8 protein-coding genes, 1 tRNA gene and 1 pseudogene are annotated in these 13,276 nt (G+C 46.5%); 4 read left to right on the top strand and 6 right to left on the bottom strand.

Annotation, left to right across the window (positions count from 1 at the left end; translation table 11 throughout):
• Positions 1-28 precede the first annotated feature (28 nt).
• The 4 genes and pseudogenes from carB to gloB all read right to left on the bottom strand — a co-directional run bounded on the left by carB (position 29) and on the right by gloB (position 8,150).
• The gene (carB, locus tag KW136_RS01300) at positions 29-3,283 is read right to left on the bottom strand and encodes a carbamoyl-phosphate synthase large subunit (RefSeq protein WP_216796619.1); all 3,255 of its coding nucleotides are present in this window, start codon (positions 3,281-3,283) and stop codon (positions 29-31) included.
• A 98-nt stretch (positions 3,284-3,381) separates the two neighbouring features.
• Positions 3,382-4,539, bottom strand: a complete 1,158-nt coding sequence (carA, locus tag KW136_RS01295) for a glutamine-hydrolyzing carbamoyl-phosphate synthase small subunit (RefSeq protein WP_216796618.1) — start codon at positions 4,537-4,539, stop codon at positions 3,382-3,384.
• A 1,161-nt stretch (positions 4,540-5,700) separates the two neighbouring features.
• Positions 5,701-7,077, bottom strand: a pseudogene (locus KW136_RS01290) (transglycosylase SLT domain-containing protein); the annotation flags it as partial.
• Between the two features lie 221 nt (positions 7,078-7,298).
• Positions 7,299-8,150 (bottom strand): hydroxyacylglutathione hydrolase, encoded by an 852-nt coding sequence (gene gloB / locus KW136_RS01285; protein ID WP_216796617.1) that lies wholly within the window; start codon positions 8,148-8,150, stop codon positions 7,299-7,301.
• A gap of 21 nt (positions 8,151-8,171) precedes the next feature.
• On the opposite strand from gloB, the gene KW136_RS01280 reads away from it, so the two are divergent.
• The 4 genes from KW136_RS01280 to KW136_RS01265 all read left to right on the top strand — a co-directional run bounded on the left by KW136_RS01280 (position 8,172) and on the right by KW136_RS01265 (position 10,580).
• Positions 8,172-9,053: a class I SAM-dependent methyltransferase gene (locus tag KW136_RS01280; RefSeq protein WP_216797388.1), complete on the top strand. Its 882-nt coding sequence runs from the start codon at positions 8,172-8,174 to the stop codon at positions 9,051-9,053.
• 22 nt (positions 9,054-9,075) lie between these two features.
• Positions 9,076-9,564 (top strand): ribonuclease HI, encoded by a 489-nt coding sequence (gene rnhA, locus KW136_RS01275; RefSeq protein WP_216796616.1) that lies wholly within the window; start codon positions 9,076-9,078, stop codon positions 9,562-9,564.
• Positions 9,565-9,579: 15 nt separating this feature from the next.
• Entirely contained in the window at positions 9,580-10,275 is a 696-nt protein-coding gene (gene dnaQ, locus KW136_RS01270; protein ID WP_216796615.1) for a DNA polymerase III subunit epsilon, read from the top strand.
• Between the two features lie 230 nt (positions 10,276-10,505).
• Positions 10,506-10,580 (top strand) — tRNA-Val (locus tag KW136_RS01265).
• A gap of 655 nt (positions 10,581-11,235) precedes the next feature.
• Here the strand turns inward: KW136_RS01265 and KW136_RS01260 are convergent.
• The gene (locus tag KW136_RS01260; protein ID WP_216796614.1) at positions 11,236-12,093 is read right to left on the bottom strand and encodes a glycosyltransferase; all 858 of its coding nucleotides are present in this window, start codon (positions 12,091-12,093) and stop codon (positions 11,236-11,238) included.
• On the bottom strand, positions 12,090-13,241 hold the full coding sequence (gene glf / locus KW136_RS01255) for a UDP-galactopyranose mutase (protein ID WP_216796613.1): 1,152 nt from the start codon (positions 13,239-13,241) through the stop codon (positions 12,090-12,092). Before glf ends, KW136_RS01260 begins: the two co-directional genes overlap by 4 nt.
• Positions 13,242-13,276 lie beyond the last annotated feature (35 nt).

Below are 13,276 nucleotides of genomic sequence, written 5' to 3'. Positions count from 1 at the left end.
ATTGGCTTATTACGCGCCAGATTAGTAATTAGTGTAGGCGAGCGTGAAGCCCTTGTAAATTATAGACTTTAAGATTTTTTAAATAGCGCAGGCCTTCAACCGCGGCGCGAGCACCTGATATTGTCGTATAGTAAGTAACTTTATTTGCCTGCGCGCTCATACGAATTGAGCGCGAATCAGCGATCGCGGTCCGTGTTTCATCGACAGTTGTGAATACGAGCGCAATCTCGCCGTTCTTAATCATGTCAACAATATGCGGCCGCCCATCTTTAACTTTATTAACAATTTTAACCGGCACGCCTGAAGCCATAATAGCGGATGCTGTGCCTCTTGTCGCAACTAATGGGTAGCCAAGCTCATGTAACATGCGCGCCACCTCAACGGCCTTAGGCTTATCTGCCTCCATGACTGTTAGTAGTACAGTGCCCGAGGCTGGAAGCCGAGAGCCTGCGGCTAATTGAGACTTAAATAATGCCTCGCCAAATGTATATCCAATACCCATCACCTCACCAGTAGAACGCATCTCTGGGCCTAATACCGGATCAACGGCTGGGAATTTAATAAATGGAAGTACAGCTTCTTTTACGCTGAAGTAGGGCGGCTTAACCTCATGTATCACTCGTTGCATAGCCAGCGTTTGTCCGATCATGACCCGTGCGGCAATCTTAGCTAGTGGCAGACCAGTTGCCTTCGATACATACGGTACCGTACGAGATGCACGCGGATTTACTTCCAGCACATAAATAATATCACTTAACGTGCCGTCGGCTTGAGGTATCTGCTGAATCGCGAATTGTACGTTCATTAACCCTATTACGTTCAGTGCGCGTGCCATTGCTGAGGTCTGTAATTTAAGTTCATTTACGGTCGAGGTTGACAGAGAGTAAGATGGTAGCGAGCAAGCGGAATCACCAGAGTGCACGCCGGCCTGCTCAATATGCTCCATAACGCCGCCGATAAAAACCGCATTTCCATCACAGATGCAGTCTACATCACACTCAATAGCATCACTTAGAAAGTGATCAAGCAATACCGGTGAATCGTTCGATACTTTGACCGCTTCACGCATGTAGCGTTCCAAATCACGCGACTCATGAACGATCTCCATCGCACGCCCTCCTAAAACGTAGGAAGGACGCACGACCAGCGGATAGCCAATCTCTTTAGCTAGCTGTAGTGCTTCGTCCTCAGCACGCGCAGTTCGGTTTGGTGGCTGACGTAGATTGAGTGACTGCAATAGCTTCTGGAAGCGTTCACGGTCCTCAGCCGCATCTATCATATCTGGCGACGTACCTACAATCGGCACACCATTAGCCTCTAAATCTCGAGCCAGCTTTAAAGGTGTCTGGCCACCATATTGAACAATCACGCCGAGAGGTTTTTCTTTATCGACTATTTCTAGTACATCTTCCAGCGTCAGCGGCTCAAAATAGAGCCGATCCGATGTATCATAATCCGTCGATACAGTTTCTGGATTGCAGTTAACCATAATCGTTTCATAGCCGTCCTCGTGCATCGCTAGTGCGGCATGCACGCAGCAGTAATCGAATTCTATACCCTGACCAATCCGATTTGGGCCGCCACCCAATACCATAATCTTTTTATTCGTCGTTGGCTGAGCCTCACATTCCTCTTCATACGTCGAGTATAAGTATGCGGTTTTTGTAGGAAACTCTGCTGCGCAGGTATCCACACGTTTATATACTGGCCGAATATCTAACTGAATACGTCGCGCACGCACATCAGCCGGTCTTGATCCTAAGATCTTAGCTAGGCGTGGGTCTGAGAAGCCGCTTTGCTTTAAGAATAAAAGCTCGGCACGCGATAGACTAGCTAGCGAGCGTGTGGCGAGTTTTTTTTCCTTTAAGACGATCTGCTCAATTTGAGCGAGAAACCAAGAATCAATCCCTGTTTCCTTGAAGATTTCATCGCGTGATAGACCTGCTCGAAATGCGTCACCAACATACCAGATTCTGTCTGGACCTGGTGTGCTAATTTTTTCGGTTATCTCATCGCGGTCTGTAGACTTTTCATCTAGTCCATCTACGCCTACCTCCAGCCCTCGTAGCGCCTTCTGAAACGATTCTTGGAACGTGCGTCCAATTGCCATTACCTCGCCAACAGATTTCATCTGAGTGGTTAAGTGCGGATCAGCCTCTCGAAATTTCTCAAAGGCAAAGCGTGGAACTTTAGTGACTACGTAATCAATCGTCGGCTCGAATGATGCTGGCGTCTGACCACCTGTAATCTCATTTCGTAATTCATCTAGTGTATAACCGATCGCGAGCTTGGCTGCGACCTTCGCAATCGGAAAACCTGTTGCTTTCGATGCGAGAGCGGAAGATCGAGATACGCGCGGATTCATCTCGATTACGATCATACGACCATCACGTGGATTAATCGCAAATTGCACGTTAGACCCACCAGTATCAACGCCAATCTCACGCAATACAGCGAGCGACGCGTCTCGCATTAACTGGTATTCTTTATCAGTCAGCGTCTGTGCGGGCGCAACAGTGATTGAATCGCCGGTGTGTATGCCCATTGGATCAAGATTTTCGATAGAGCAGACGATAATGCAGTTATCGCGGCGGTCACGAATGACCTCCATCTCGAACTCCTTCCAACCTAGTAGAGATTCCTCGATTAGCAGCTCGCGCGTAGGCGATAGATCTAATCCGCGCTTACAGATCTCCTCGAACTCAATGCGATTGTATGCAATACCCCCCCCTGAACCCCCGAGTGTAAACGATGGTCGGATTACGATTGGATAGTCTTTATCCTCAGTTGCTTGAGCAATCTCAGCTCGGACTTTTAACGCTTCTTCCCAGGAGTGGGCAATCCCCGACTTAGCCGAGTTTAGACCTATTGATTGCATGGCTTGTTTAAACTTCTGTCGATCTTCGGCTTTATCAATTGCTGCATACGACGCACCAATTAACTCGACGCCATATTTATCTAACACACCATGCCTATATAAGTCTAAAGCGCAATTCAGTGCAGTCTGCCCACCCATCGTCGGCAAGATTGCGTCGGGACGTTCTTGGGCAAGGATCGCCTCGATAACCTCCCAGGTAATTGGCTCAATATATGTAACATCAGCCATATCCGGGTCGGTCATAATCGTTGCCGGATTACTGTTTACTAGGATTACTCTGTAACCTTCCTCGCGCAGCGCTTTGCATGCCTGCACGCCAGAATAGTCAAACTCGCATGCCTGGCCGATAATAATCGGCCCTGCGCCGATGATAAGAATACTATTGATATTTATCCGCTTTGGCATAACGCTCTACTCATTGATATGCGCGTGTATCGCGCTGATATCTATATCTTTGGTGGTACCGGGTATGACACATATTCCACGCGCACATGCGAAATGTACTAAGTGCTTGCAGAACAGCTACGATGAGCTTTATTCAACTCGATCAGGTTAACGAATTTGTCAAACAGGTAGCTAATATCATGTGGACCCGGCGACGATTCAGGATGCCCCTGAAAACAAAACGCGGGCTTATCTTGCAATGCAAACCCTTGCAGGGTGCCATCGAATAGCGAGACGTGCGTGACTTTTGCATCAGCCGGCAGTGTAGATATATCGACTGCGAAGCCATGGTTCTGCGAGGTGATTACAACTTTACCATTGTCTAGGTCCTTGACGGGGTGATTAGCGCCATGATGGCCAGTTTTCATCTTCAACGTTTTCGCACCAATAGCTAGTGCCATAATTTGATGACCTAAGCAGATACCGAACATCGGCATGCCGCGCTTGATTAATTCACGTGCCGCAGTAACCGCATAATCACACGCCTGCGGATCGCCGGGTCCGTTAGATAGAAATACACCATCCGGATTAAGTGCTAGCGCGTCAGCAGCGCTTGATTGCGCGGGTAGAACGGTAATATGGCAGCCCCGCTCCGCTAGTATTCGTAGAATGTTTCGCTTGATACCGTAGTCGAATACAACCACTCGACATCGAGTAGTTTGTTGTGATCGATAACCTATTCCTAGACGCCATTCGGTTTCAGTCCACTTATAGTGAGTGCTCGTTGATACAACTCTTGCGAGATCTATCCCAGCTAAACCCTTAAACGAGCGTGCGAATTCGACCGCCCGTTGTTCATCAGTACCAACAAAGATGCATCCGTTCTGCGTACCGCGTTCGCGCAGGATACGTGTTAATTGGCGCGTGTCTAGACCAGCAATCGCAATTATACCTTCACTTGATAGATAGTCGGACAAGGTCCGTTGAGAGCGGAAATTTGATTCTAGAACCGGCAGGTCTCGAATTACCAAGCCAGCCGCGTAGATGCGATCCGACTCCATATCCTCATCATTCACACCAACATTACCAATATGAGGATACGTCATCGTGATAATTTGGCGAGCATAGCTCGGATCAGTGAGAATTTCTTGGTAGCCAGTGATCGCAGTATTGAATACTACCTCACCAACCGTGTTGCCGATGGCACCGATCGAGTAGCCGCGTAAAATAGTGCCATCGGCAAGCGCGAGCAGAGCGGGAGAAAAAGACGGCAACACGGAAAAGCTCCTTCTAGAGATACCCTGCCGCCGACCTGTTGTCTGTACCCGAGCTGCATGATTCGCTCAAGATTTGATTAACTTTTGTACAACTTATGGTGTATAAAAGCGATCCTTGCTGCTAGCAATAGCTAAAAAGCATCGGTCTTGCGGCAGACTGCCAATTTTTAGAAGGTAGGCGATAGGGTATTGGTTAATTAACTTAAACTTTAAGAGTATAGCGCAAAATAGCGCTCACCTCAAATTTGCTTGATGCACCTTGCCTGCTTGATGCACCTTGCCTGCTTGATGCACCTTGCCTGCTTGATGCACCTTGCCTGCTTGATGCACCTTGCCTGCTTGATGCACCTTGCCTGCTTGATGCACCTTGCCTGCTTGATGCACCTTGCCTGCTTGATGCACCTTGCCTGCTTGATGCACCTTGCCTGCTTGATGCACCTTGCCTGCTTGATGCACCTTGCCTGCTTGATGCACCTTGCCTGCTTGATGCACCTTGCCTGCTTGATGCACCTTGCCTGCTTGATGCACCTTGCCTGCTTGATGCACCTTGCCTGCTTGATGCACCTTGCCTGCTTGATGCACCTTGCCTGCTTGATGCACCTTGCCTGCTTGATGCACCTTGCCTGCTTGATGCACCTTGCCTGCTTGATGCACCTTGCCTGCTTGATGCACCTTGCCTGCTTGATGCACCTTGCCTGCTTGATGCACCTTGCCTGCTTGATGCACCTTGCCTGCTTGATGCACCTTGCCTGCTTGATGCACCTTGCCTGCTTGATGCACCTTGCCTGCTTGATGCACCTTGCCTGCTTGATGCACCTTGCCTGCTTGATGCACCTTGCCTGCTTGATGCACCTTGCCTGCTTGATGCACCTTGCCTGCTTGATGCACCTTGCCTGCTTGATGCACCTTGCCTGCTTGATGCACCTTGCCTGCTTGATGCACCTTGCCTGCTTGATGCACCTTGCCTGCTTGATGCACCTTGCCTGCTTGATGCACCTTGCCTGCTTGATGCACCTTGCCTGCTTGATGCACCTTGCCTGCTTGATGCACCTTGCCTGCTTGATGCACCTTGCCTGCTTGATGCACCTTGCCTGCTTGATGCACCTTGCCTGCTTGATGCACCTTGCCTGTATGCAACACTAAAACCTTTTTAGCGGCTGGACGCTGGACTGGGACGTGTAACATTAGTCTCTGACCTGCCGTCACAGTATCTCGCCTCGTATGGTTCCACGCCTTAATTTGCGCGACCGTTACACCATAACGCAGTGCCACAGCCGCGATTGACTGCCTGCGCCGAATACGAATCAACATCTTTCGAGTATCAAGCACATCTGGTTCTATCGTGAGCACAGCACTTTCCGCGACGTCAGCGCTGATATCTTCATCATCGCCATCATCTTTAGGCACTAGCAGTGTAGAGCCGGCCTTTAGCCGCATACCGGCAGGAATTTTATTGACTGCCATCAGCATACTTGAGTCAACGCCAATTTTTTTGGCTAGCACCGCTGGCGTTGCGCGTTCGGTCACTTTATACGTCGTCCAAGATGAGAGATTTCCATCAAAGTCTTTGAGGTTGCGCTCGAACAGATTCGCGTTCTCAAACGGAAGCAAGATCTGAGGCTGAGATGCCCGGAGAATTACTGGTTGTTTAAAGCCCGGGTTTAGCGAGTAAAACTCTTCTTGCGAAAGCACTGCAAGCTTAGATGCTACTTTAATGTCAAGGTCACGCGCTGTGGTCACCATAACAAAGTATGGGTGATTTGGAATATCCGGCAACGTTAATTTATATTTCCGAGCGTCCATCACAATGTTTTTTACCGCCTGAAGCTTTGGCACATAGTTTCGCGTCTCGGAGGGCATAGGCAAGCTTTGATAGTCGGTTTTTAGCCCTCTTGCTAAGTTACGCGCAATTGCGCGTTTTACACTGCCTTCGCCCCAGTTATATGCAGCCAGCGCTAGATACCAGTTACCGAACGTACTATATAGCTTTGACAAATAATCCAGCGCTGCATTAGTAGACGCAACGACGTTACGTCGTTCATCCTGAAACAAGTTTTGCTTAAGTTTAAAAGTTCGACCTGTACCTGGCACAAACTGCCACATGCCAGCGGCTTTCGCCACAGATAGTGCGTGCGGGTTAAACGCCGACTCGACGAACGGTAACAATGCTAGTTCCATGGGCATATGCCGCTGCTCAATCTCCTCAACAATGTGATATAAGTACTTTTTTGAGCGTTCGGTCATGCGCCGAACGTATTCGGGATGTTTTGCATACCAATTGGTCTGCATATCGACTAGATGACTTTTTAAATTCGGGATCTGAAAACCGGCACGAATCCGTCTCCATAAATCATCGTTGCCCTGCAAGGTTTCTGCGCTGCCGTGATTAACGCCAATAGTATTCTGGGAAGCAGATATCTGAGTATGCTTCTGGGTCGAGTTACCTTCGAATGACCGAAAGGTTCCCACCATATTCTGACCACTGCTTGAACATGCAGCGAGTAGCAATACCAACAGCGCGCCGAATACTAATCGCATTGAACGTCTCGAATTCCAAAGGGGGCAACGGAAAATGCGATCTAATAGTATTCAGAACGTCTACGTTACGTCAACCCAAAACCGCAAAATCCCGCTAAATATAGGCCTTAAAGACTATTTAAGCCCAGAAAGAATGCTATATTTATATAATAAAATATGAGGAATTCAGAAATATATCACCACATTATAATCAGTGATAGCATTCCAATCTGATAAGACAATTAACCGCAGCAGAAAACGTTTTTCCATTCACGCAACTCAGTAAAGGTTTCGAGCCGCCCAATCGTGTACACATGCCGCTTGTCAGCTAGTCTCTGGCGAATTGCTGGTAAATGAACGCGCAAAAACAAATTAACTCGCTTTTCATGACCTATCGTAGTTGGCAAAGTCGCTTCCCCAGCAGCACGTAAATTATGAGCTTGAGCTTGCCAGGCAAGCAAGTCTATATTATCTGGTTCCACCTGAAGTGCGAATGCAATATTAGATAGTGTATATTCGTGCGCGCAATGTACTTCGGTAGCATCGGGCAGAGCCATCAGGGTATCTAGAGACGCTAGCATCTGCTGTGGAGTACCCTCAAATAGACGTCCACAGCCGCTAGAAAATAGCGTGTCACCGCACAACAAGTGCGGTGCTTGGTCTAAGGAGGTGGCATCTGAGAAATATGCAATATGTCCGCGTGTATGGCCAGGCACATGAATTATGGATAATACCAAGTCAAGTGGTTCGATATAGACTAAATCTTCGCCTATAAGTGGATTCGTAATTTCTGGGATGGGCTCGCTGCGTGGCCCGTATACTAGGACAGGACTGTTTGTACTATACATCTGGATCAACGAAGCGACCCCACCAACATGGTCAGCATGGTGGTGGGTGAGTAAAATAGCGATCAGCCGAAGGCTGTGTCGTCCTAGAAAGCCAGTAATTACTGCCGCATCGCCTGGATCGACCACTACAGCATCACATCCGTTCGTGATAACCCAGATATAGTTATCTATAAAAGCCGGAACTGGGATGTATTGCAGCCTACGATTAGTGTTACGTGTCGACTTAGCTTTTAACGGTATGCTCATCTCGCAGGATCCATGGAAACAATGTTGAACCAATCAATTATAGACTGGCCGGCCTGGGCCGAATCAGCACCGGGGCAATACATTCTCGCCTGGGAACAGAGCCAACTTGATCGCTTAGTCTCCGATATGTTTGGCTATTATGCACTTCAGTTAGGCTTGCCAAGGCTCGATGCGTTGCGGGAAAATCGCATGCCATGCCGCGGCCTAGCGTTAGATACGGCTAGCGCCGCGAGTGCGCCATATCGCTTACCAACGTTGCGGGAAAATCGCATGCCATGCCGCGGCCTAGCGTTAGGCCAAAACACTCATAGAACTATCAATGTTAGCAACTGCAACATGCTAACGCAACGCGAAACACTTTGGTGCGATTTTCTAGATTTACCATTCAAATCACGGAGCGTAGACCTATTAATTTTGCCTCACACACTTGAATTTACACATGATCCGCATCGGCTACTACGTGAAGCCGAACGGGTTCTGGTACCAGAAGGCCGGCTCGTGATTGCCGGTTTCAATTCTCTGAGCCTTTGGGGAGTACGACAGTGGATTAGCCGCTGCAGCGGTTGTGCATTCATACCAGCAGTAAACGATTTTATTGCTTTTACAAGAATAAAAGATTGGATCAAGTTACTCTGCTTTGAACTAGACCAGGGCTGCTTCGGCTGCTACCGTCCGGCATTAAATACTAAAAAATGGCTCTCTCAATATGCATTTATAGAAGCGGTCGGCGATCGCTGGTGGCCAATTTTCGGAGCTATATACATCATCACTGCAATTAAGCGAATGCATGGTATGAGGCTAATTGGACCATCTAAAGTTACAAATAAGGTGCTCGCGGTAACACTAAAACCGACTGAAGCGCAAACGCTCTCTAATGATGCTCCCAGCATAGGCTATCGTTAAGTTGTGCTTGATTAACAAACGTATGGAATACAATACTGTTATTGAGATTTACACGGACGGCGCGTGTAAAGGAAACCCAGGTCGAGGTGGCTGGGGAGCGCTGATACGCTTTGGCAAGCAAGAAAAAGAGCTATTTGGCGGGGAGCTCTCAACGACTAATAACAGAATGGAGCTGATGGCTGTCATCGCTGCTCTTGAGGTACTAAAGCGGCCATGTGAAGCAATTATTTATACCGACTCTCGCTATGTCCAAAAGGGGATCAGCGAATGGATTCACGGATGGAAAAAGAAGAACTGGATGACTACCTCAAAAACTCCTGTTAAAAATGCGGACTTATGGCATCGTCTTGATGCACTAGGTTTACTACATGAGATTAAGTGGCGCTGGGTCCGCGGCCACGCCGGCCATCCAGAAAATGAACGGGCTGACGCATTAGCTAACCGGGGTGTAACATCGCTTGAGAAAGCAATGGCCATATGCGGCCTCGAACCGCGTGCCGATCTCTTATGAATAGATAATCCCATCATGCGTCTTCTTGTACTCGATACAGAAACTACTGGTTTAAACGCCAAGGGCGGCGACCGAATTATTGAAATTGGCTGTGTTGAAATAGTAAACCGGCAACTGACTGGCAATAACCTGCACTTTTACGTTAATCCAGAGCGAGACAGCAATCCCGGCGCATTAGCGGTGCATGGATTAACTACTGAATTTCTAAGTGACAAACCAAAGTTTGCAGACATTTCTAGTGTACTAACCGATTTCGTGAAGAACGCCAGTATTGTTATACATAATGCACCATTCGACATCAGTTTTCTCGATGCAGAGTTTGCGATGCTAGCACTACCGCCATTTCGAAATTATTGTAGCGATGTAATAGATACACTTATCCAGGCCAAGGCTATGTTCCCTGGTAAGCGAAACTCGCTGGATGCACTGTGCGAACGATTCAACATCAGCAATGCCCATCGCACGCAACATGGTGCACTACTAGACGCAGAATTACTAGCCGCTATCTACCTGGCGATGACGCGCGGGCAAGAAAATTTAGTTATTGATATGCTGCCCGATACACCTGATACTAGATCGGTAGCCCGAGATCACGTACCGCTCGCTCAGTTTTCGCTACCCGTTATTAGTGCAAGCGATGACGAGCTTTCTGCCCACGCAGGTATACTCGATGAACTCATTAAAACATATAAAAAGCCCTGTGTATGGTAAGTGTCCACATATAGAGACCGTAAATTAGATACCTTTCCGAAGGTCTTATAACATAGCGCCAGATCATTATATAATAGCGTACTTCAATAAATGCACACGAAATCTAATATTTAACTCACCTGGTATTACTATAGCTTTATTTTCGTGTTGAGTTCTTAATAACGTAGGTTGGTCTGGTGAAGAATGCTTTACGAGTTACGTAAATTCTATTGGCATTTTAGATGCTTTATGGGTGGTTAGCTCAGAGGTAGAGCGCTGCCTTCACACGGCAGAGGTCGCTGGTTCGATACCAGCACTACCTACCAATTTTTTAGAAAAATCTAGTTACATATCTACGTATATATTTATAAAGTTCCGCTATTCGGGAGATATAACAGAGAAAACTGCTAGAGCAAGTAGGTTACTATAACAACGTAAGTAATTATCATCAAAAATGCCATACTCTTTAGTTCTGCGACGGAGCTGTGCTTTCAAATAGGGAACTCTGACGTTAGCGATATTAGTACAATTGCTTAGCGTGATAAGTAATCTATGTTCTACCGTTTTTCTGTAAAGAGGTACGCATGCGTTTATTATATTTGACTATGTGCGCAGTGTTTGTACACACTTTAGTGGATTGCAATAGCTAGCTACTATGAGCTATATAGTATGTGTACTACTCGATCTAATCAGCCGCTAAAATAAAAGCGACCTAACACTGCGTATACCCCCAAGAAAAAAAATTTTTTAAGAAAAATTAAATATTAATAGGTATAAATTAATTCAGAGAAACATTATTAATCTAGATAAGTCCCAAACTAGGGATAAACAACATTTTTTAATCTTCAACAACTGTTTCTTGCGCCTAAGAATTAACCTTGTCCCCGGCATATGTAATTAGTGCGTGTCCATTACACCTCAGCCATGATATAAAATCTTATAGCATAAATAAAAAGGATATTACTAGCCCAGTATAAGTACTCATAGAATTATACTTCGACTATCGCGTAGCGCTCTAAGCCAGGTGCATAAAGAGCTGATACGTAGATCTTTAGCTGCAATAAAGCCGTGAAGTATAATGGGTAACCATGCGCGCCATCTGGGTGCGGTACCATAATATCGAAAAACAGCTAGTTGATTCCGTAGATTATAATAATGCTTAGTTGCGTACGGGCCATCACGCAGGCGTCTTTTTGGATTCCGAAGATGGTTGATTACTGCGGAGGGCACAAGCCAGATAAACCAACCTGCACGACCTAGACGCAGCGAATATTCGGTATCGTCGTAAGCAAGGAAAAACGATGCATTTGGAAATCCAATCTCGCGCACTGCCTGTGTGTTTAGTAAGAATCCCACAAAAGAAGCTGTATCTACCCTCACTTTCATCCTGGAGTAATATTCGTTCGGAACAACGGGCTCCCGTAGAGTCCTTGGATCAAACATACGTCGATGCATTAGTGCAACACGACTAAACTCGAAAACGCTTGAACATAGCGCTCCTACACGCTCATCTAAAGGGCTAGGTAATGCATCTATTAGGCACTCTACAAGATCGGGTTCCGCAATAGCATCGTCGTCTAACAAAAGCACCCAATCAGATCCATGTATTGTAGCTCGCTCAACACCAGCGGCGAAACCTCCAGCTCCACCGATATTCTCTTCGAATCTCAAAATATCAATTTTTTTAAAGCCCTGCAATACGTGCATAGTTTCCGACGAGCTTGCGTTATCAACTACGATAATAAGCTGTATAGCACGAGTCTGGTCAAGAATCGCTTGTAGTACATCCTTCAGCAGTTTAGCTCGATTGTGTGTGACGATAACTGCTGCAATATTCACTGTAAGGGATCTACGAAAAAAGTTGGAATATTATTACCCCGCGCAGACGCTTCGAGGAATATGTTTGCTGCCTCAAGCGCTTCACGAATAGTCACGTGCATATCCAAATAGCGATAGGTACCTAAACGGCCAACGAAACTCACGTTGTATTCACGCATTGCAAGATTAACGTAATGTCGAAGCAATTTTTTTTCTTTCGCGAGGCAAATTGGATAGTATGGCAAGTCATTTTTGCCACAGAACCGGCTATATTCTTTAAAGATAATCGTTTGATTATGCGACTCCCACGGCATAAAATGCTTATGTTCTGAGATGCGCGTCCAGGGTACTTCAAGATCGCAGTAATTAATCACCGCGTTACCCTGATAATCGCCATTATAGCGTGATGTCTCAAAGTCGAGTGTACGATAACCTAGACGACCGTCTTTATAGTTAAACCACCCATCGATAGGGCCACTATAGAAGACATGTGAATAGTCTCCTACCTGTTTTTGATCGAAGCGTTCGTTGAGATGTACTTTGATCAAAGGATGATCAAGCAGCCTTTCAACGATATATGTATAGCCGTTCCTTGGAATACCCTGATAAAGGTTATTGTAGTAATTATCATCATAGTTAAAGCGCACTGGTAAACGCTTTAGAATACTCGCCTGAAGTTTCGTTGGGTGTATGCCCCACTGCTTAGTGGTATAGCCAAGAAGAAAGGCTCTATAGAGATCGCGCCCGATAAGCTTAAGCGCTTGCTCCTCAAGGTTCTGGGGCATATTAATAGACTTATCACTAATTGACTCGAGAAAAGCTTTTGCTTTTGATGGTGAAAATACTTTACCAAAGAAATTATTAATTGTAAGTAAATTGATTGGGAGAGTGTAGACACGTTCCTGCACGATTGCCTTAACCCTGTTTACAAATGGCATAAACTCGTCGAACTGGTTTACAAACTTCCAGACATGCTCGTTATTAGTGTGAAAAATGTGCGGGCCATATACATGAACCATCACGCCTGTCTCGCTATCACGTTTTGAGTGACAATTTCCAGCAAGATGAGACCGGTGATCGAATACGTCAATGTTATAACCTGCATGCGCGAGTCTATATGCGAGAACCGCGCCAGTAAAACCTGCTCCTACGGTTCCTATTTTTTTCACTTTCTACCTCTACAACTATTTAAAGCACTCTACTC

Origin of the sequence: Candidatus Vallotiella hemipterorum (assembly GCF_910593725.1) — a bacterium.
GTDB lineage: Bacteria > Pseudomonadota > Gammaproteobacteria > Burkholderiales > Burkholderiaceae > Mycetohabitans > Mycetohabitans hemipterorum.
The sequence above is the reverse complement of the archived record's forward strand: the minus strand, read 5'-3'. Positions and strand labels throughout refer to the sequence as shown.

What these genes read in the sequence shown, in the direction of transcription:
- carB (WP_216796619.1), bottom strand. Translation starts at nt 3,283, where the DNA reads ATGCCAAAGCGGATAAATATCAATAGTATTCTTATCATCGGCGCAGGG.
- gloB (WP_216796617.1), bottom strand. Translation starts at nt 8,150, where the DNA reads ATGAGCATACCGTTAAAAGCTAAGTCGACACGTAACACTAATCGTAGG.
- KW136_RS01280 (WP_216797388.1), top strand. Translation starts at nt 8,172, where the DNA reads ATGTTGAACCAATCAATTATAGACTGGCCGGCCTGGGCCGAATCAGCA.
- rnhA (WP_216796616.1), top strand. Translation starts at nt 9,076, where the DNA reads ATGGAATACAATACTGTTATTGAGATTTACACGGACGGCGCGTGTAAA.
- dnaQ (WP_216796615.1), top strand. Translation starts at nt 9,580, where the DNA reads ATGCGTCTTCTTGTACTCGATACAGAAACTACTGGTTTAAACGCCAAG.